This is a genomic window from Alkalicoccus chagannorensis DSM 18086 (assembly GCF_000429725.1).
In the GTDB taxonomy this organism is placed as follows: domain Bacteria; phylum Bacillota; class Bacilli; order Bacillales; family Salisediminibacteriaceae; genus Alkalicoccus; species Alkalicoccus chagannorensis.
Window position 1 is genome coordinate 29892 of record NZ_AUCK01000028.1, and the last position, 21193, is coordinate 51084.

The 21193-nt window shown below is 43.8% G+C and carries 20 protein-coding genes and 1 pseudogene; 14 read left to right on the forward strand and 7 right to left on the reverse strand.

Annotation, left to right across the window (positions count from 1 at the left end; genetic code table 11):
• Window positions 1-69: 69 nt before the first annotated feature.
• From G477_RS0112630 to G477_RS19590, 6 genes are all read left to right on the forward strand, one after another.
• Complete coding sequence (locus G477_RS0112630; protein WP_026698261.1) at window positions 70-321, forward strand: hypothetical protein; 252 nt, start codon at window positions 70-72, stop codon at window positions 319-321.
• 408 nt (window positions 322-729) lie between these two features.
• Window positions 730-1026: a hypothetical protein gene (locus G477_RS0112635; protein ID WP_026698262.1), complete on the forward strand. Its 297-nt coding sequence runs from the start codon at window positions 730-732 to the stop codon at window positions 1024-1026.
• A gap of 309 nt (window positions 1027-1335) precedes the next feature.
• Window positions 1336-1638, forward strand: coding sequence for a Dabb family protein (locus tag G477_RS0112645; RefSeq protein ID WP_026698263.1), 303 nt, complete (start codon window positions 1336-1338; stop codon window positions 1636-1638).
• A 411-nt stretch (window positions 1639-2049) separates the two neighbouring features.
• Window positions 2050-2889, forward strand: coding sequence for a DUF6612 family protein (locus G477_RS0112650; protein WP_026698264.1), 840 nt, complete (start codon window positions 2050-2052; stop codon window positions 2887-2889).
• Between the two features lie 170 nt (window positions 2890-3059).
• Window positions 3060-3560, forward strand: a complete 501-nt coding sequence (locus tag G477_RS20585; RefSeq protein ID WP_051288006.1) for a Gmad2 immunoglobulin-like domain-containing protein — start codon at window positions 3060-3062, stop codon at window positions 3558-3560.
• A gap of 219 nt (window positions 3561-3779) precedes the next feature.
• Window positions 3780-5042, forward strand: a complete 1263-nt coding sequence (locus G477_RS19590; RefSeq protein ID WP_051288008.1) for a serpin family protein — start codon at window positions 3780-3782, stop codon at window positions 5040-5042.
• 619 nt (window positions 5043-5661) lie between these two features.
• On the opposite strand, the gene G477_RS0112670 is transcribed toward G477_RS19590, so the two are convergent.
• The 6 genes from G477_RS0112670 to G477_RS21620 form a co-directional block, all read right to left on the reverse strand.
• The gene (locus tag G477_RS0112670) at window positions 5662-6291 is read right to left on the reverse strand and encodes a helix-turn-helix domain-containing protein (RefSeq protein ID WP_026698266.1); all 630 of its coding nucleotides are present in this window, start codon (window positions 6289-6291) and stop codon (window positions 5662-5664) included.
• A gap of 258 nt (window positions 6292-6549) precedes the next feature.
• Window positions 6550-6939, reverse strand: a complete 390-nt coding sequence (locus G477_RS0112680; protein ID WP_026698267.1) for a tautomerase family protein — start codon at window positions 6937-6939, stop codon at window positions 6550-6552.
• 524 nt (window positions 6940-7463) lie between these two features.
• Window positions 7464-9404: an MMPL family transporter gene (locus G477_RS19600; protein ID WP_156897350.1), complete on the reverse strand. Its 1941-nt coding sequence runs from the start codon at window positions 9402-9404 to the stop codon at window positions 7464-7466.
• Between the two features lie 33 nt (window positions 9405-9437).
• Window positions 9438-9608 (reverse strand): hypothetical protein, encoded by a 171-nt coding sequence (locus G477_RS21235; protein ID WP_156897351.1) that lies wholly within the window; start codon window positions 9606-9608, stop codon window positions 9438-9440.
• Window positions 9609-10963: 1355 nt separating this feature from the next.
• Window positions 10964-12031: a hypothetical protein gene (locus tag G477_RS0112690; protein WP_026698268.1), complete on the reverse strand. Its 1068-nt coding sequence runs from the start codon at window positions 12029-12031 to the stop codon at window positions 10964-10966.
• A gap of 966 nt (window positions 12032-12997) precedes the next feature.
• Complete coding sequence (locus tag G477_RS21620; RefSeq protein ID WP_281171153.1) at window positions 12998-13126, reverse strand: hypothetical protein; 129 nt, start codon at window positions 13124-13126, stop codon at window positions 12998-13000.
• Between the two features lie 40 nt (window positions 13127-13166).
• On the opposite strand from G477_RS21620, the gene G477_RS0112700 reads away from it, so the two are divergent.
• Window positions 13167-14051 carry a helix-turn-helix domain-containing protein gene (locus tag G477_RS0112700; protein ID WP_026698269.1) on the forward strand — a complete coding sequence of 295 codons (885 nt, stop codon included), beginning with the start codon at window positions 13167-13169 and terminating at the stop codon, window positions 14049-14051.
• A 4-nt stretch (window positions 14052-14055) separates the two neighbouring features.
• Here the strand turns inward: G477_RS0112700 and G477_RS19605 are convergent, their stop codons facing one another.
• Window positions 14056-14607 carry an O-methyltransferase gene (locus G477_RS19605; protein WP_051288010.1) on the reverse strand — a complete coding sequence of 184 codons (552 nt, stop codon included), beginning with the start codon at window positions 14605-14607 and terminating at the stop codon, window positions 14056-14058.
• Window positions 14608-15217: 610 nt separating this feature from the next.
• Here G477_RS19605 and istA point away from each other — a divergent pair.
• The 7 genes and pseudogenes from istA to G477_RS0112735 all read left to right on the forward strand — a co-directional run.
• Window positions 15218-16459 carry an IS21 family transposase gene (gene istA / locus G477_RS19610; protein ID WP_245575511.1) on the forward strand — a complete coding sequence of 414 codons (1242 nt, stop codon included), beginning with the start codon at window positions 15218-15220 and terminating at the stop codon, window positions 16457-16459.
• A gap of 36 nt (window positions 16460-16495) precedes the next feature.
• Window positions 16496-16759: a hypothetical protein gene (locus tag G477_RS21560; protein ID WP_245575518.1), complete on the forward strand. Its 264-nt coding sequence runs from the start codon at window positions 16496-16498 to the stop codon at window positions 16757-16759.
• Window positions 16756-17534 (forward strand): annotated as a pseudogene (gene istB, locus G477_RS21715) (IS21-like element helper ATPase IstB). The gene G477_RS21560 and the pseudogene istB overlap by 4 nt, the downstream one beginning before the upstream one ends.
• 323 nt (window positions 17535-17857) lie before the next feature.
• Window positions 17858-19135, forward strand: coding sequence for an MFS transporter (locus G477_RS0112720; protein WP_026698270.1), 1278 nt, complete (start codon window positions 17858-17860; stop codon window positions 19133-19135).
• Between the two features lie 146 nt (window positions 19136-19281).
• Window positions 19282-20007 (forward strand): hypothetical protein, encoded by a 726-nt coding sequence (locus G477_RS0112725; RefSeq protein ID WP_026698271.1) that lies wholly within the window; start codon window positions 19282-19284, stop codon window positions 20005-20007.
• A gap of 242 nt (window positions 20008-20249) precedes the next feature.
• Window positions 20250-20810 (forward strand): nucleoside/nucleotide kinase family protein, encoded by a 561-nt coding sequence (locus G477_RS0112730; protein WP_026698272.1) that lies wholly within the window; start codon window positions 20250-20252, stop codon window positions 20808-20810.
• A 70-nt stretch (window positions 20811-20880) separates the two neighbouring features.
• The coding region (locus tag G477_RS0112735) for a hypothetical protein (RefSeq protein ID WP_026698273.1) at window positions 20881-21193 on the forward strand (313 nt) is incomplete at its 3' end.

The window sequence follows — 21193 nt, forward strand, 5'->3', positions numbered from 1 at the left end:
GAAAATGCGGGTTCAGACAAACACTCTCAGATCCGACTAAGTACTACAAATACCTGGAGGGAGCGGAAAATGAAACAGTATGTACACTTCACACTTGGGCATGCCGGCTATTTCTTGATCGGATTCATGGCGATGCGGGCTTTGGCAGCCGAGGATATGCAGGGATTCGTGATGTTGAATATCGGCATGCTCCTCCTCATCATTTATGTACATTTTTTGGAGAGATACCTCGAAAAGCCAAAGTACAGCGGTTCGATCAAGGCTAGTCTCATGGCTCTTTTTCTAGTTTCCGTAGGCGCTCTGTTTTTATCATCTGGTTGAGGAAAAAGGGAAACGCAGCAGGAACAAAGAGTTGTAGAATGTGATCTCATGAATAGATCGATGATGAGACACAGACGCAGGACTTCAAAAATGTCGAGATGGTCGTGAGGCTGGCGGCAGTATAGCAGAAGGAAGAGTATCTCCAGTGCACGCACCGAATCATTCATGATCTCGATGTACACATCAATGGCTGCAAGGGCGAAACCCCCGGGGTGACTAATCGTTTTGAAAATAGCAGCATCAGTAGCGTCACCCACATCATGGAAGCGCATGAAAGATGACGGTTACCGGGACACCAAGCAGCTTCAGTTCGACTGGCACGAGTGCAGGCGGTGGTGCCGGGGGGTTCTGATGTATCAAACAAGGATAACAAAGCGGTATCATACAGGGAAAAGAGGTAGATAGCTGATGGAAATGGATTTTTTCTGGCTGGCGGTCGGCTTGATTGCAGCATCCTATTTTATTGGGGATGGCATGAAAAACTTTCGGAATCCGAGTGCGAAAAGCATGATGGATCACCTATCGGAGCACGAGGAAAAAGAGCTGATTCATGAAAAGCACGTTCATTATACGCTTGGCATCGAGAAGAAAGATGCGCAGGCGTTAACGAAAGAATATAAGGATGTGCCACATGTCAAAATCAACGGCAGCATCTATTATCCAAAGAAGCGGCTCCTCGAATGGGTCGAAGAAGTCGGGAAGTGATGGTTTGATTGATCAAGGCAAATAAACTAGCCTTCTCTCTAGACGGCCGCTTCAGGTAAACGATCCATGAAAGACAGAAGAAGGAGGCAGCCTTCCATGCATATCGGCTATACGGACATTCATCTGCACATGCACGAGGAAGAACGTATGCACGCCATTGAGGGGTCCGAATGAAGAGGCATACGACTGGAAAGATCCACGCCAGCACACGTCGAAAAACATCGTGAAAAAGAGCAGTTGTTTGTGTCGATGCACACATATGGATAGAATACAGGGAAGCTTGCTGACAATAACGAGGAGGACGAACGAATGTATGAGCACATGGTGTTTTTTAAATTCAATGACCAACTAACCGCGGAAAAAGAGGCAGCGCTCCTGCAGATGCTGCAGGGATTCCAAGACAAAATTCCTGGCATTACAGGTTTGACTGCCGGAAGAAATGAAACAGACGAACAAGAACGGATGCAGGGTTATACGCTGGGGCTGCGGGTCACGTTTGAAGATAAAGCCGCCTTGGATCACTACATCACGCATCCGGAACATGTGGCATTCCTAGGCGCTTTGGAAGGTGTCATTGAAGACGTCGTGGTCATGGATTATCCGATCACGTAACGTCGCAGAAGACGAGCGTCCACAAACTGGAGGCTGTCAGGCATCGACAGCGTTCTTTGAGTGATAGGAATGTATAAGTTTTCATACAAGAAGACGACGGCTTCATACGCTGCACGGGAAGAACGAAGCACGTGTTCTTCCCTTCAAAACCTGCAGCGCTTCCGCACGCCATTCCGAGCAAAAGGCGCTTTGCGCTTTTGTTCCTGGACGTATGCCTGCTGTAGGATGTGCTGAGAACAGGAAGGAATCTTCTGCAACATGGAGAATGACAGGAGATGCTGGAGCAGCTTCTCGAATGAGACAGGATAAGGGCGCCGAATAACCCGAAACCTGAGTCCATCTAGAGAACCAATCGAAGGTGCTTCTGCGTCGAAAAAATCAAAAACGATCATACATAGGGGGAGAACACACATGAAGAAATTCGGACTGACAGCAGTAGCAGCGGCGGCTGTACTCGCCGCCTGCGGAGAAGGAAACGACAACATGAGCGTCGAGGAGGTGCTCAGCGCCTCCGGGGAGAACATGGAAGAGGTCGACTCCTACCGCGCCGACGTAACGATGACGCAGCTCATCGGCACGGGAGAGGCGGAATTGGGCGACTTGGAGATCAGCATGGAATCGACCATGGAAATCACGCAGGATCCTTACCATCTGTATCAAAACGCGGTCGTCTCCGATCCGTTCGCGGAGGAGGAGCAGGAGATCGAGATGTATCATGTCGAGGAAGGCGAGTACATGAACAACGTGGTTGGGATGGACGTCTCTGATGCGGAATGGCTCTTTATCCCGGGGGATGGACTGGAAGAGGACCTCGGTCAAGACATGCAGATGGACCCGACCGAGCAGGCCGATTACCTGCAGGAAGTCGCCGATGATGTCGTCATGAACGAAACCGATGATACGTACGTTCTGGCCGTCAGCGGGGAAGATGTCGACATCATGGAGCTGATGGAGAGCGACCTGGGGGAAGACGTGCTGAGTGATTTTGATGACGTCGGAGCATCGGAAGAACTACTGGAAGTCGATCACTTCCACATGGAGGTCGTCATCGATAAAGAAACCCTGTATCAGACGGACGCGAACCTCGAGATGGTGATCGAAATCGAAGAGATGGGCGAGCAAGTGTCGATGGAACAGGACATGGCCATGACGCTGTACGACTTTGATGAAGTCGGAGAGATTACCGTGCCGGAGGAGATTGTGGAGAATGCCGAGGAAATCGATCAAGAGGACATGATGATGACCCCGTAGCATGGAGAGACGACCTCTGCTGAACGATAGGCGGAAAAGGAAAGGGATGCATCATTTCCATGTTCCAAAGCACGAATCATTAAATTCAAAAAATTCTGTTAATGAAAGGCAGGATAGGATACTATAGAGAGAAGGGATCCGGTTTTCCTCATAAGGGAGGATGTATCGTGATGAAAGGCATCTTGGTTGTACTCTTGCTGCTTTCCAGTTTTCTTTTCGCGCTGCCGGCATCGGCTGAGACAGAGACGATCTATGAGAACGAGTCGTTCCGCATCTTCAGTGCCGAAGCAGATGATCACACGATTCATATTGAAGGCGAGGCCCGTGTCTTCGAAGCAACGGTTTCCTACGTTGTTGTGGAAAATGGAACTGAGATATTGGATGGGTTTACGACTGCGACAGCCGGCGGCCCCGAATGGGGAGAGTTCGATCTGGAGATTGATGTCGTAGAAATGGATGAAGCAGGGACTCGTGACCTGACCGTCACCTTGTTTGAAGAGAGTGCGGAAGATGGCAGCCGCACGCACGAACTGGACATACCAATCACCATCGGGGAAGAAGGTGACGAGCTCCCGGCTACCGCCACTGCTTCCCCGTCCATGCTGCTTGCCGGCCTTGCTTTGGCTCTGGCAGGGATCCTGCTGTATCCGCGCCGCCGCTCCACCGTATAAATCCAGGAAATCCGGATCCTTGATCATGAAAAATCTAAACACCGCCTCGTAAAAACAGCAGCTGTCCTTGTAAAAAGGAAAAGCTGCTTTTTTTTCTGCAAAGACGCTGGTTCGCACCCTCATTTCCAGTTATCTGTAACTTTCATGGCATGCTGTCGACTGTAGAAGTAAGAGACGCCAGCAGAGATGCTGGAGACAGAATCCAGAGGGGGATGCAGCATGGCATGGAAGACATCAACGCTCTGCTCCGGAACCATGATACTTGGCGCATTACTTGCCGCGTGTGGAGAGAATACGGACAGCGAGCTGGAAGAAGCGGAACCGGATAACGAGGACCCTGCGTCTGCAGAGGCAGAAGAAGAGACCTATGAGGCTGCGGACGTCGATGAAGAGGTTCCGCGCGCCGCTCGCAATTTCGGGTGGGACCTGTTTGAAGAAACGCTGGAGGAAGAGGAGAACGGTTTAGTATCTCCTATCAGCATCAGCACGGCGCTTTCGATGACGATGGCTGGTGCGGATGGCGACACGAGAGAGGAGATGGCAGAGGTGCTGGCGCTGCATGACGTGGACGAGGAAGACATCCATGCTTCCTTCCAGGCATGGATGCACGTGCTGGAAGAAGCGGATCCGGATACGGAGCTCTCCATCGCCAACTCGATCTGGAAAGAGGAGGAGTATCCATTTGAAGATGCTTTTATTCAGAAGCTCGAGACGTACTACGAGGCCCAGGTTGAACCGTTAACAGATGAAGAACCGATTAATGAATGGATAAGCGAGCAGACGAACGGCCTGATCGAAGACATGATTGACGAAGTACCTGAAACAGTTGTGATGTATTTAATTAACGCAGTATATTTTCAGGGCGATTGGACGGAACCTTTTGAAGAGAGCATGACGCAGGAACAAACCTTTACGACGTCCACCGAAGAAAAGGTCGACGCCATGATGATGATGCATGCGGAAAAAGAACCAACCTATGATTATAGTGAAGAAGATGCCTTTCAAGCCGTGTCATTACCATATGGAGAAGAAGAAGCGTGGTCGATGAATGTGATTCTACCGAACGAAGACGAGGGCTCCCTCGAACAAACCATCGACTTTCTGCGAGAAGAGGGTCCACCATCCTTTGAGGAGAAAACCGGGATGTTTCGGCTGCCCCGTTTTACGATGGAGCAAGAGATGGAACTAAATGATCCTCTGCAAGAGCTCGGGATGACAAAAGCATTCAACGGAGGGGAGGCCGATTTTTCCAGGATGGCACAAGGAGGCGGACCTTCTATCAGCGAAGTGCTTCATGACACTTTCATTGAAGTAGACGAAACAGGGACCGAGGCCGCCGCAGCCACCAGCGTAGCGATGGAAGAGTCTGAGCCGGCTCATGACTTCGAGATGGTCGTCGACCGGCCGTTCCTGTTCACCATTCAGGATGAAGAGACCGAGGCGCCGTTGTTTATCGGCTATGTGAATGAACCGGAGGAATAAGGAGATTCACACAGGAGCCTGAAGCAGGGCAGGGTGATAGGAGAAAGGAAAAGAATCGCCGACACCCATCGCATGTCGTCATGCAGGGGGTGTCGTTTTTCTCCAGGCCGGGAGGAAGAAAGCGAGAGATGCCAATCTAGTTGCTCTCCACTTTTTCTTTTTTCTCGTGGTATTTAATATAAAGTAAATTAATGACGTATGCTATGATAATTCCAGTAATGAAACCTAAAACCATAGGGCCTATATTAGGTACATCTAAAATTGCTGCTAAGATGAGAGCAAATACACTTGTCATGATCGCAGCATAGAAACCTCTCCACTTCGAGTTCAAGATCCTAATAATATTCATATAATCCTCCAATTTGATTTGTTGTAAAAATGAGAATTTACAAACAATTCTTCGCGTGCTTGTTCTAATCAAAGTAGGATAAACTGTATAATAAAACTTTACCATTTTAAGGATAATATTTAAACTCAAGAGGGATTGAAGTGATGGAGGCGCCGCTGTTTATCGGCTATGTGAATGATCCGGAGGAATAAGAAGATTCCCACAGGAGCTTGAAGCCGGGCAGGGTGATAGGAGAAAGGAAAAGAATCGCCAACACCCCCTTGCATGCCGTCATGCAGGGGGTGTCGTTTTTCTCCAGGCAGGGAGGAAGAAAACGAGATTCATGAGGATCAGGACCACGGTGCCAAGAGCCAGGCTGAGCAGAGTGCTGATGCCTGGGTCAAACGGCCAGACCGGATAGAGCAGGAAGGCAGTCACGAAAAGCCCGTCCATCCAGACGATTCGCTTGGACCCGGCTGTTCGGTGGAAATAATCCCACGAGCCGATCCACGTCAACACGCATCCAATAAGAAAGATCGCTCCCCACCACACTTGCGAATACCAATCGGGAAGACCTCCCATGTCATCAGAGCCGGGAACGCCTAAAAATCCCACAGCACCGACCAAAAGGAACACTCGTCCAAAAACGGCGGCCATATGCATGCGGATGGCATTCTTCGTATTTGAAGACGGCTCCTCGAGAGAGGCTTGCCCCTGCCTGGATTCTTCGGGGGAGGTCAGCTCGTGCACCTCACAGTCAAAGAGGGAAGCCAACAGGACCAAGTTTTTTGTGGACGGCTTGGATGCATCGGTTTCCCATTTCGATACGGCCTGCCGGCTGACGTCCAGCTGCTCGGCGACGTATTCCTGTGATAATTGTAACGACGTTCGTTTGTGACGAATAGAAGTACCCAGGGACATAGAACAAGCTCCTTCTCTCGATCAGGTTACGACCATCATACCAAACAGAGCGGTTGCCTGCTGCCAACAACAGCGCAACAATCGGTTGCAACCGCTCTGGTACAGCTTTTTTTCAAAATAAAAGGAGAAATAGCTTTATTGATGGGAAGACTTTCATGCAGGATGGCGATGCTGCTATGAGGAGTCCGAGCGGTTTTATTTGTAGCCGCAGAAAGGTTTCATGAATATTCTTTAGTAACAGCCGATAAGAAGAGTCAGTTACATGTTCACGTTATAGTTCAGAGCCAACTCATCTCCAGGCAGACCGCGGATGCCACAGTTGGATTTCGGGGTTTCGAAGATGGTGGTTTCTATATCTTCATGGGCGAGGTCAGGCTCCTGCTGCAGTCGGTGGAGCAATAGGCGGATCAGGTCTTTCTTTGCTTGCATGGATCTGCCTTCAAAAAGACTTATCTCAATGATGGTGTAGGCTTCCGTCCGGTCGCTTGGGTAATGGAAATCATCCTGCTTCATCGGGAAGAACCGGTGAAACTTTTTGTCTTCCGGAAACGAGAACGCTTCAACCATAAAGGCGTGAATGACAGAAGACATGACAGCTTTTTTTTGATTCAACTGGTTTTTGCATCCATAGACTTTGATTTGTCCTATAGTAGACTCTCCTTTGTACTTGCAATATGTCGTTTGTGCAGAGTAAGGACAAGAGTGACTTCTGAGTCGGAGCTTAGTTCTGCATCATTCTCCCTGTACTCTATCTAATGATAAAGGAAAGCCTCGCGATGATGAATAGGAATTATTATGAAGGAGACTTCGGTGAACGTTTGTCCTCCAACCGAAAGGGAAAAATCCATTTAGTGACGCTGCTCGCTATCTCCAGACAACAGACGATAAAGAGGCAGGTAATTTCAGCATGGACGTCATACCGTCGATGATCTCGATTGTCATTTCCGCTCTTATCATGACAGAAATCCTATTCATGAACCGGCAAACAAGGCATTGGCCGATTTTGGCTCTCTTATTTTCGGGACGATGCTGCTCGTCCTGTTCGTTCACTTACCGTTATAACATGGCGATAGACGTTTCAAAGGCCAGCCCCGGCAGTAAGTTCCGGTGCTGGCCTTTCGTTTAATCCAGTCAAACAACTACTTCTTTACACACAGGAAGCCTTGTCAGCCTCATGTCTGTCTTTTTCCGGGCCACCAGTTGCGGTGGCCGAGGAGCACGGCAATAGCGGGCACGAGCATCCCGCGCACGAGGAAGGCATCGATGAGAATGCCGAGTCCGACGACAAAGCCGAACATGTACAGTTCCATCATCGGCATCGTGGTGAGCACTCCGAACGTTGCCGCGAGAATCACCCCCGCCGAGGAGATGACGCCGCCGGTCAAGGTGACCCCGCGCCGGACGGCTTCCTTGGTTGCAGCATGCCTTGTCTCTTCGCGGATTCTCGACATCAGCATGATGTTGTAATCGACGCCGAGCGCAACGAGAAAGACGAACGAATAGAGCGGAATCCGGTAGCTGATTGCATCAAACTCCAACACCGTCGTGAAAAAGAACCAGCCGATGCCGAGCGCAGACAAATACGACAGCAGGATCGTCGACATCATGTAGATGGGTGCGACCAAGGAGCGTGTCTGCCAGGCGAGCATGATAAATAGCACGAGCGTGACGCCCGCAGCAACGGTGATCGTGTCGCGGTCATTGACGTCTCTTACATCGGCTTGATTCGCGGTTTCGCCGGCAAAGGAGAGGCTGCCTTCCGAGAAGCCGGCTGTCTGCAGCAGCTCGGGAGCCTCGGTCCGCATCGCTTCGATTGCATCGAGCGATTCTGCTTCGTACGGCTGCTGTGCGAGAATCAACTCCAGCAGCACCGCCTGCCCGCTTTCATCCAGCGCGTCTCCCGCTTGAAATGCCTCCGCTTCCGGCACCTCGACGTTCAGGACATCGCTTCGTTCTTCCAGCATCGCCGCGAGCGCTTCGGTCTGCTCGAGAGCATCCTCGCCGGTCAGGCCGTCTTCCTGTTCCAAGAGGACGGTCACCGGAGCGAGCTCTCCCGGCGGGAAACTTTCCTCCAATTGTTCAAAACCGACCCGCGAGTCCATGTCGTCCGGAAACGAGTTCAGCAGGTTAAAAGAATATTGCACCTGCGTGACGTTGAGGGCATTCACAACGAGAAACGCCGTCACAAGACCAGTCGTCACAAGCGGGCGCTTCGTGACGATCCGGGCCACACGGGCCCAGAACGGATGCTGGTTTTCTTCGGGTAACGATTCTACTTTGGGCACCTTCGGCCAGAAAGCCCGTCGCCCGGCTGCTGTGAACAAGGCCGGTACAAGTGTGAGTCCTGCAGCAAGCACCATCAGGATCGTGATGGAAAAGACCGGTCCGAAGTTCTGGTAAGGACCGTAGTCAGCTGTGATCAGCACGACCATCGCCGCAAAGACGGTCGCCCCGCTGAAAAAGATCGGAGCAGCGACCCCGCGGACGGCCCGAGGCATAGCTTCGTATTTATCCTCCCGCTGCCGGAGTTCTTCACGAAACCGGGAGAACACGAACAAACTATAGTCCACCGTCGCTCCGAAGAGAAGAATCATGACAATGGAAAGCGACTGCGCTTCAATGACCAGCCAGCCCTGCGAAGCGAGCAGGCCGAGCAGACGGTCCGTCACCTGGTAGACGAACAGCGCCGCCACCAGCGGAATCATCGCCAGCCACGGCGAGCGGTAAATGACGATCAGGAGCAGAAATACGAGCGCGATCGTCCCGAGCAGGAGCAGTACGTTCGCATCCCCGAAGATGGCGACCGTATCCGAAGCGATGCCGGCAGGACCGGTCACAACCACCTCTCCCGAAGCAACCGCCTCGTCGGCCACCGCCGTCACGGTCCCGACCGTTTCCTCTACCTTATCGAGCTCCAGCCCGTCCACCAATGCAAACGGCAGCATGATCACATTCTCATCATCCGAAAGAAAAGATGCCTGCGCCACGTCCGGCATCTGATGATACGGGATAAAGCCTTCCACTGCCTCCAAGTCTTCCTCTGCCAGCCGTTCGCTGACCGCCTCGACGTCCGCGGTCTTATCCCAGCCGCTCAATACAAGCAGGCCGAGCATCTCCTCCTCGCCTGGAAAGTACGTCGCGATCCGTTACTCTGTTACTGCCGAAGGAGCGTCCTCCGGCAGATCGTTTTCTCCTGTATTCACCGTCTGATCCTGCGCGCTGGGTGCCATGCTCATCACTCCCGCAAGCATTACCCACACCAGTATCGTCAGCCAGACGAAGCTGCGCTTCATCGTCAATCTTCCTACATGCGGCATTCCTGTCGCCTCCCATCTCTCTATCTGAACCCACCTTAGCAGGGAATGATGAACAGAGCATGAACGAGGGGGCTGGGGAGGAAGATATACTCGCTTGGCATGGAGGAGGTATGCGTGAAGGGTGATAAGAAGGTGGGAGAGGAAGTCCTGAGCAATTTGTAGGTGGAGAGGAAAAGTCATTAGTTACTATATATAGTGTTTTGAATGATTAAATGACATCATATTGTTATTGTAATGACAATCATATACAATGGAGGAAATATCCAATCGATACTGGTATCTAGGGATGCCTAATTGAAACGCTTGTTCAAAGAAGGTGTCCGATCTCAATGTTCATCAAGAACCAGCAATTGACATGGGGAAAATCTTCAGCATCCTTTTCTTCGTAATTCGGAAGCCAACTTGACATTGTCGTTCGTAAAAGGCTAGTTAAAAATATGAACGTTCGCATTACAGGCTGAGGCTTTTTGGAACGAGAAATGATCGCTGGCGACGGAGAAAATGATCCGTTCGAAAAAGTGTACTTTTTCGAACGATTGTTTTATTAAAAAATAATACGTTGATCTTCTTCAATAAAAGTTGGTGATAATTTATATAATTAATAATTAGAAACGAATTGAAAAAGTTAAAATTAAATGCGAACTTGCGTTTCATTTAAATGGAGGCTAAATTAAATTAAAAAAATAGTATACTTTGATGAGTCCTCAGCATTAGATACTCTCGATTTAGATAATGAGGGACGGTCAGAAGAAATATGGAAAACGTTCGGATGATGAGTTATACCATGGTGCTGTTGAGATTCGTCATACCGTTCTTCTTCCGTGGAGCAACGATGTATCAGAGGACCAATATGCATCAATTTAAATTAAAAAGACCATCATGTTCATGTATGGGAGAGGTTCCTTCGACTTATTACGGAAACGTGTATTACATCGATCTCTTATGTCATAAGCTGTCGTCATATTATTATAGTAAAAAATGAACGACAGACACGAACATGCGAAGAGGTACGCGTTCCCCAAAACCACGTAAGAGCCTCTTCTACTTGACGGTTACACCTTTCCTAAAAATCCTGTAAGTGCCACTTTAGATTAGCAGTTAAAGCCTTTTCTGACCAAGTTCGGAAACTGGGAGAAGGAGATATTGAATAGCTTCACTTTCGGCTATTCAAAAAGCGATCAAAAGAAAAGCCTTTGGTTTTCGATGGTATGATCTTTTTCCTATAAGTATTTAACTGCATCACTAACATAAACATACGCATTTTTAATTAAGATAGGGGTATCGGTTATATACCGATACCCCTATACCTACAATTGAATTTGAACCTAAAACATCAATTGAACTTTTAATTTTATTTATAAATCATCTAACCCTCTCGTATATGTCTGATGACCAATCCCTTGCGCTGACAAATTTCTATAGAAATCGCCATAGATGCTGTGGGAGAATGCAGCAATACTTTGTGTGTTTACTGCCCTAATTCCAGGACGTGTAGTATGTGGATAGCTAGATACATCCTGTCCTAGATTATAGTCAAACTCCCATCTCCCATAGTCAGATGCTCGACTGGTGTAATCAGTGACTGCGATGTCTGGAATGAAAAATGACCACTGAACCTCAGGTGGACCCCATGTTAGGCTTATAGATAATTCATTTCCCGATGCTACGTTCTCTGGGCTGTGATCAACTAAGTGCATAGTATCATAATCTTCTAGACTAGATCGCGTGTGTTGTTCGTTACTGTTATATCCTTGTGCCGGATCCATTTGATTTTCATACTTTACATCCCATACAGAACCAGGTCCATTGTTAAATTCTGTAGTTCCTCTGTTCGAATATAGAATAGTTGAATTTATCTGTCCAGCGACTACACTACTGTCAACATAATCATATATGGTAGTAGTGTGATTATCTATGGCCTCTGCACCAAATTCTTGTGTTGAGGCACCTAAAAGCTCTATCTCATCACTGTCGTCTTCTAAATTCTCAACCATTTTTTCGAGAGGACTAACTCGCTCTAAATCCTCAACATTCTCTTCCTCTACTTGCATATTTAAATTCTTTTCCGCCTCATTTTCTATACTGGAGTTATACTCTTCTTCAGTAATATTAGAAAAGTGAAAGTCCGTCTCTATACCCTCATTCTTTATTGAGAACCCCATTAAATGATTATCGTCTTCGAAGTTCACCGTTCCAGAAATATAATCTGAGACAATGTCTTTCTCAATTGGCTCTCCATTGTTGTGAATAAAAACATCCTCGTATTCCGCTAAATATTCATCAACTTCAACTTCCATACTTTCCAACTCATCGATAGAATAAGCATCGCTGTCATTCGGTAAATCTTCAAACTCAGCGTGCACAGTTTTCTCTGAAACGAAGAAAAGCAATGTTAAACTAGATAATGCCAAAAATGTTTTCATAAATTTTAAATCTCCTTTTTTATGTAATATTTCAAAATATCTATCCTAACTCTATTGGTTTATATCTCTATACACAAGCTTTAGAAGGGTTAAAAATATAAATATACTTATATTATAAATTGCAAAAGGATTCATCTATTTCACAAAGACATAATAGAGAACTAAATACCCAAGTAATTACATTTGCGATGGGGTTAGGTGCAACCAAGGTACTTTACCAGAAACCTCACCTATTGACCACTATTCGCTATACTTTTACCAATACGAACTAAGAAGATTACCTTCTGTGTCGAATAGTGTCCTAGGTATTTAAAAGTCCTGAGAGCAGGCATACTATATTCTCCTTGGCTTAATCAAAATACGGTTGACAATGTAATGTAATTAAAGCTAAGCTTTTCAAAAGATTAATTAAAGCAATGATTATAAAAACTATTTCAATCGTTTTGAGTATTCTAAATCAATCATATTTTATATTAAGAACCTTTACATAAGCCAAGGAGGTAACAATTTATCGTATTCAATGAGTCAGGATTATTAGTAATAGCTTTAATTTTAGGAATTGGTATTAATCTCTTAGCTAGGAAGTTCACAGAAAAAAAAGATTCATTTGAAATTTTAACTTTTTCAATTTTGCTGATTATTAGTGGCTTTGGTATTTACTTTTTGAAATTTAATTTTCTAATAAATACCTTTGGTTTAACTTTATTTGTTGTTGGTTTTCTAATGGGAACCTTTCATTTCTTATTCAAAAAAAATTAAGCTTCAATATAATTTCGAATTAAGAGTAATGCCCGAGTTCGACAGTGACTAGGTCCATGCTCAAGCGAATAAATATTTTGAGAGAGCATCGCAAGCCACTCATTCAAGGTATCAGCTTACCTAGTCACTTATTGAACTGGGGATAAATAACTGATCCCAGAATTGAAAACAATTTCATGTAAGCAAATCATATTATAAAACTAGAATTTATGCTTCGTAAGGCGAGTCCAATGGAGAATACTTATCCTGATCTTCTGCACTAAAAATATCCATTTCATGATTATCCATGAATCCTACAGAAAAAGCTAAAAACATTGCAAATAAAATTTTTTTCATTTTTGTCCTCCCCTTTTTAAAATTTAGTGAGGTGTCAAGTATGAGTACGAATAGCCTTGGTAAAGAAATTGTTGCATTGAGAACATCTAACAATATGACTCAAAAGCAGCTCAGTGATGGTATATGTACACAACCTACTATTAGAATGATAGAGAGAGGTGACATAACGCCTGCCTTAGATACAATTTATTTTATATCTTTAAAACTTAAAAAACCTCTTAGATATTTCATAAATATTTTGTTTTCTGATTCATTCTCTAGAATTGATAAATTAGTTGTGTACATAGAAGAACTAACAACTCAACAAAAGTATGAAGTTGTAAACGAGATTGTTGTTAAAGAGCTTTATGAAAATATAGAAAATGAATGGTATCAACACTTTTTAAAATGGCAGTATTACTTGAGCGCTTATGAAATAAAGAAAATCGATTTCAATGAAGCAATTAAAAGTTTAAAAGAACTAATTCAAAAGAAATATGATTTGATAATCATGAGAGATTTTTTGAAAGAAAGAATTTACAATACAATTGCCTTCTTATACGCCAAAAATCAAGAGATCGATTTAGCTTTGTTTTACTACAACAAGATTAATTTCGATGAAGAAATTATTATTTCGCCCAGGCATAACATAAATATTTATTATTTAAGGGTGATGTTTAACAAATCTAAAACGTTATTTGATAGCGGAAATTATACAGATGCAATTGCATTGATTAAAGAAGGCATAGATAAATCCATAAAAGCGGAAAATATGTCTTTTATAGGTAATTTTTATTACTATTTAGGTATGAGCTATGAAGTGAATAATAATTCTTATCAAGATATTCGATCGTGTTATAAAAATGCCGAATACTTTTTTGACTTGTTGGGAAGAGAATTACACTTGAATATCTTGCATAGTAAAAAATCAGAGTATATCAATTGAAATGTCACAATTTTATCGATAAGGTTAATCCATCTTTAATAGGCAGAATGCTTGTTTGTAGCCTTTCATCTTCGCTAGTACGTTTATTATATTTTTTTATTGTTTTTGTTTTATCGTCTTCAAGTTCCCATCTAACATGGCCTCCCCACATTGTATTATCCGCTATTATTAGTCCACCTTGACGTACTTGATCCAATATACTATCAAATGCTTGCAAGTATAGTTCTTTTTCTAGGTCAATTAAAACAATGTCGTAAATATCCTTGTTATTTTTTGTGAATTCTAGAGCGTCTCCAACATGAATATAAACTTTATTCTCTACATTCGAGCGTGAAAAGTAATCTCTAGCTATTTCGGCATTATTACTGGAAAAATCTGTATAAATGACTTTTCCATTCTCATTTAATGCCTTAGCAAACCATATTGTACTATAGCCAATCGAAGAGCCTAATTCTAAAACATTACTTGCATTCATCATTTTGGTCATTATACTAAGGAAGTTTCCTACTTCAGGACCTATGATTTGAGCGTTCTCATTAAGTGCGTATAATTCCATTTAACGGTAAATGTTATCTCTTGTATTAATATGCTCTTCTAAATACTTACTGACACTTGGAAGAGTTACAGCATTTAGCTTAATTATTTTATCTCACCTTTGCTGTTTGGAATAAGTATTGATGAATAATCTCTTTTGGGATTTTCGTGCTCCAAGAGCTCATTTTTATTGAAATCATACTCTAGTATTATAATTTCATTATCATTATAGATTAGAATTTTATAAAAAGATCAATTTTCTGCTATGCCTTTCTGAGTCATAATCATCAGGGTGATCTGAAGTATCCTCCATTATTTATGGAGTTCCCCCAATCTTATTTATAATATCAGAAGCAAATTCTTCTGATATTTCTTTATATTCATCTGATATTGTATGAGCAATAAATTCTTTTGAATTTAATCCATTACAAAGCTGTAAAATAGGGGTCTTCTATTTCAATTTTTGTATTTTCACTGATTCCTTGTAAACGCTAAACTAGAGAGAGCAATTTATCACAATTAAGGGAGAGCAACATTTCACAAATAAGATTGACCAATTTCCATACAAATATGACACTTTCAATAGGCTGCCCTAGTTTATTGAAGGTGAGGAGATTGGAGTGAGCAGATTCATGAAATATGCAGAAGTTCGTAAGCTGCAAGATCAAGGTTTTTCTATGAATGCCATTGCTAAGAAACTGAAAATGTCGAGAAATACGGTGAAGGAGTACATAGGCATGGAGCCGGAGGAGTTCGAAGATTTCCTTGTTTCCCTGCGTACACGTTCCAAAAAGTTGGATCCCTTCCGGGATGAGATTTTCAAGTGGCTGCAGGAACATCCAGATCTAACCGGAGCTCAAGTCTATGACTGGCTGGAAGAACGAATGCAGTTCAACGAGACCGCAGAGAATACGGTGCGAAATTACGTCAAGGAGCTACGGGAGATATACCACATTCCAAAAACGGTGAGACAGCGGGAGTATGCATCGATTCCTGAAAGCTTCCCGGGCCAGCAGGCCCAGGTGGATTTTGGACAAACGGTCGTCGAAACAATTGCAGACGGAAGGAAACACCTCTACTTTATCGCCTTCATCTTGTCCCATTCCCGGTACAAATATGTTGAGTGGCTGGATCGGCCTTTTCGAACATCGGACGTTGTGAGATGTCATGAGAATGCCTTTGCTTATTACGAGGGGATGCCCGTAGAGATGGTGTACGACCAAGATGCTTTACTTGCCGTAAGTGAGAATGCGGGAGATCTCATATTGACCGCGACGTTCACCAAGTATCAAGCAGCTCGAGGCTTTCAGATATACTTGTGCCGAAAAAGCGACCCGGAATCAAAAGGGAAAGTGGAGCAGGTCGTGAAGTTTGTGAAATACAACTTCAGCAAACATCGACTGTTCGAGACATTGGATAACTGGAATGACGCCTGTCTGGCTTGGTTAAATCGCACCGGTAATCACAAGGTTCACCACAACATAAAAAAGAGACCTTCCGAAGTGCACGCCCTGGAAAAGCAACACTTGCGGAACGTCTCAACGAGTTACCTGTTTGAGGATGTTCTCCCTATCACTATAACAAGAAACATTCAGAAGGACAATGTCGTTCGCTACCTGCAGAATCGTTACAGCGTTCCGACAGGGACGTACCAAGAAGCATCAGCCAATAAAGCCTATCTTCAAGTAACAGAAGACCAGACGCTCTTGATCCGACTGAAACCTACGGGACCGGTCTTGGCTCAGCATGCACTCTCACTGGAAAAAGGCTTGGTCATTTCCGATCCACTACACCGGGAGAAGAAAGAATCAACACGGAGCCTATTGGTTCACCAGCTGACCGAAGCTTTTTCAGATAAAGCGGGCATCCAATAGTTTATCGAAGCCCTTTCGGAAAAGTATCCACGGCATTTGGTTGATCAGCTGAAAGTGATTCAAAAAGCTATCCGCCACCATCCAACAAGTGCCGATGGCGCGTTGAAAGAGGTGCAGAAGCTGCAATTAATCAGCGGTAATGATTTTCGCGATATTATTTCCTCCCTAGAACTGCAAAACCTGAGCCAGGAACCGCCTGCTTCTGACCTGACATTGAATCAAAAGTACATCGATCTGGCAGCGCCCGAACGCTCCAGTGCGACCTACCTGAGTGTTTTGAGTGGAGGTCGAAAATCATGAGCCATCCTTTTGATTCCTTACAACAACAATGCCGAACCTTACGGTTGGCAGAGACGGCAAAAGAGCTGCCCACCCTTCTACGCAAGGCAGAAGCGAAAGGTTGGACGTATCACGAGTTCACGCATGAACTTCTTTCCTATGAATTGCAATGCCGGGAACAAAAGACGGTCGAGCGCTTGATGAAATGGGCGGATTTCCCGGAAGTGAAGACGCTGGACGCCTATGATCTTAAGGAACAAAACGCTTTAGGAGAAAAGGAATTTCATGTGTTGAAAGAATTGCATTGGGTCGAAGACGATTTCACGTTAATTTTAATGGGGCCAACAGGTGCAGGTAAAACGCACCTGTCCGTCGCATTAGGCGTTCATGCTGTGCAGCAAGGCTTCCAAGTTTCTTTTGTGTCCATGGCGCACCTTATGTATATCTTGAAAACGAGGGAGCATATTAAAAAATCCAATACCCGCTATAAGCGAATTATTGGATCGGATCTGATCTGATCATTATTGATGATGTCATGTACATGACGTATGAAGCGCACGAAGCCCATTTGTTTTTCCAGTTCATCTACGACCTATACGATAAAGCTGCCTTTATCTTAACGTCAAACAAAGGGCCGAATGAATGGGGAAAGTTCCTCGGCGATCCTACGTTGACGACAGCTATTTTAGATCGCCTGCTCCATCGGAGCGAAATCATCACCTTTGGCGACGAAACAGACAGTATCCGCATGAAATACCGAAAAACGATTTTTTCCGAAAAGGGTGGTCTGTCTTAATTGGGGAATCTTGATCTATCTTATTTGTGAAAAAGTGATCTCTTCTACTTGACGGTTACATTCCTATAGTAATTGCTCCTGAAACAGGAATTATTTCTGAATGCATTCTTGACAATGTATAGTTCATGCTAACTCCTCTCACTACTTTCTCTATTGAATTACAACAATTATCTACGTATCCATAAAATTTTAGGTGGAAATAAGTAAGCTTATTTTTAAAAAATGTATAGGTGTTGTAATGATTTATCAGAAAATATACTATGGCAAGGAGAAAGCAAAAATATTGATGATATCATTTACAGTTACAGCAACGGAGAAATTTTATGAAGAAAATTCTAGAATCATTTAAAATAAAATCTGATTACTTTAACTTATTAAAAAATAATCCAGATTTCCATAAATTAATGTGGGCAGTTATTTTGTCTCAAATTGGAACTCAGATGCATCGGTTTGGCCTACCGTGGTTAGTCTACGATATTTCTGGGTCAGCAGCCTTAATGGCTGTAAATTTCACTGTTTCTCTAATTCCAGGATTTATATTTGGTCTATTAGGAGGAATTGTTTCAGACAGGTATAGTAGAAAATTCATTCTAATATCAGGAGATATACTAGCGTTTTTAGTGATATCTGTTTTCCTGTTGCTGTATTTATTATCAATGCCTATTGGCGTTTTATCACTATTTATACTAACCTTTGCTCTATCTACATTAAGCGCACTTTCTACTCCTTCATTTGATGCTGCAGTCCCTAAACTTGTTTCAAATAAGGAAATTGTAGATGCAAATGGCTTATTTAATGTTTCAAGATCTTTCATAAGTCTTGGAGGCCCAGTATTTGCTGGAGTGATTATCGGTTTTTTTGGACCTTGGTCTAATATATTGTTGAACGGATTGTCATTTCTATTTTCTGCAATATTGATAATTTTCATAAGGCGCGATATCAATAGTGATATGAAATCGACTAAAGAATCTGTTTTAGAAAACATTAGTCAAGGTGCTAACTATGTCAGACAACATATCTGGCTCACACATGGAATTGTAATTATTTTTGGAGTCTTCTTAGCTACTGGAAGTGTGGGTAGTTTAATTCAGTTTTATTTGAGAGAAGGACTCAATTTAGAAGGTTTTATGTTTGGGTTCTCATTCACTTTATTTGAATTTCTACCTATGCTAGTTATGGGTATTTATGCTCCAACCTTAGCTAAGAAATATAACTATGAATCGCTTATTGTGGTCGGGAGTATTGCTTTTTCTTTATCCCTAGTTGGTTTGGGAGCTACTACAATTTATCCCGTAGTTATAGGGTTCGGAATGCTTTTGAATGGATCAGCCGTCTTAATTATTATTAGCTGGAACTCAATGAGACAAGAAAGAGTTCCGAATAATCTGTTGGGAAGAGTATCAGGAGTTGCGTTTACTCTGCAATCTACTGCCCTTCCAATTGGTGGTGCTATCTCATCTTTTTTGGTTAATTTTATTTCAGCACAATTCACTTTCATAATCTTCGGTGCGATTTGTTTAGCAATTTCAATCTATATAATATTTACCCCTTTCCTTAACAATGATTATTTGCGATTGAATAAAGTAAACCAGGAAACTTGAACAAATTTTCTAACTTAAAACCCGCTTCCAGATCTTGATCAAACTAGGCCTTCCCTAAGGGAATACCTAGTTTGATCAGGATCTAGAAGGATTTGTACGAAGATCATAAGGTAATAAATATTAAATATAGAAGTAGGGGGTTTCAAATGAATATAAAATATGTGGTGTCTTTTGTGTCAGCTTTGGGTATTTTAGTACTGTTTTCGACTTATCTTATTAGTGCTGAAACTTTTGACTCTGTTTTCGAAGGCGATACTGACAGATCAGAAGAGGATGTGGAAGAGAGGGTTGAATATTTACAAGGCAATGGGCTCTCCGAACAAAAAACTGTTAAATTTAATAGCCGCATAAATACTGAATATATGAGTGAATTAGAAGGAAACTTAGTCGAGGAGTCTAAAAACAAATTGGATGCTTCACATAAAGAACTAGATAACACCATGCTTCAACTTACGTTGAAATTAAAAGAGGATGAAAAAAAATCCGAGGAATCAGATTATCAAGCTATTTATGAAAGTGAATTTAATGGTGTATTCAAAATGCCAGGGCAAAGAGCCTTTCCGTTTGAAGGAGAGGGAGACTTTGAATACGTAGAAAATGAGGAAACTGGAGACAGTTTTTATTATGGCCATGTTAGCAGTCAATTGAATGAGGCCAATCTTTCTGATGAGGAGCAAGAGCAACATTCATTAGCAGGCTTTAATTCAGGATTCATCATCGTATTTGATGCCAATAACCCAAATGATTATTATATTGCCTCTACCATAGGATTTGAAGAGCGCTCAGGTACTCAAATATTTGGGGATTCTAGTATATATCAAGAATGGGAAAATGCAGTTGTGTCTTCAGGAGGTGAAATGAATTGGAATTAACAAAAAATTGTCATTATTGAGTTCTTCAACTTAGACATGAGTTTCAAAAACATCATGGCAGAAAACAGATTGTTTTCATTAAAAAGGTGTAGCATTGAGGTGGCGATATTTCTTATACGATAGTGTTCTTACTCGGTTGTACTGTCAGCTTTCGGGGACGCGGATGGTTCACCCACGAAGGAAATGGTTGTCGTTACGTGAAAGCAAACGACCCTTGATCTTGATTGGACAAGGGGGATGTTATGAAAAGACGAAAACCCACGGTCATCACGATCGCGAGTGTTTTAGGCGGAGGGAAAACAACCGTCACGCAGCAGTTGCGAAAGGCCCTGCCTCGCTCCAGTGCCATTTTCTTTGATGACTACGATTTGGACGGTCCTTCGGATATGGTAGATTGGCTTGAGCGAGGAGCTGATTATCAAGAATGGGATGTAATGAACTTAGTAGAGGACGTAGAAAATCAACGGACGCAGAAGTTGGATTACGTTCTTTTGGATTTTCCTTTCTCCTACATTCATCAGCAGATGAGGGAATATATTGACTACTCCGTCTTCATTGATACACCATTGGATTTAGCTCTGGCTCGTCGAATCATCAGGGATTATGCAGATGATTCGACGGAAGAGATTGTACGTCGTATGGCATTTTATTGCTCCAGCAGCAGGGCAGCATACCTGGAGATGTTACATACCATCAAACCGAGTGCCGATGTCGTGATTGATGGAAATCAGCCAGTCTATGCCATCGTAGACACGATTGTGGATTCGATAATGGTCCATGCCTCCCACAAGGAGAATCCCTAGTAGAAGAGGTTCTAGAGAGAGTTCACGTTCCCATTTTGGCTGTATGAAAAACGAGAAAGGAGCACAAACAATGAACACGTTGACACTTCGTCATGCCCGGGAAGCTTTGGCAATGACACAGGAAAAATTGGAAGCGAATCAGGCTGCTAATGGGCTGCCTTATGGTATTTTACATAATCTTGGGGAGGACGATCACCCGCTGCTGCTGGCAGTAGAAGAAGAGGAGGACGTCCTGGCCCTGCTTGTGCGGACGCCGCCGCACCACCTGATTCTTACGGCGTTTACAACCGACATGGATCCCGTGTGGCGAAGTGCTGTCGAGGAGCTTGCTGTTCATGATGTACCGAGCATCATCGGCAGTGTCCCGGCAGTGGAATCGTTCC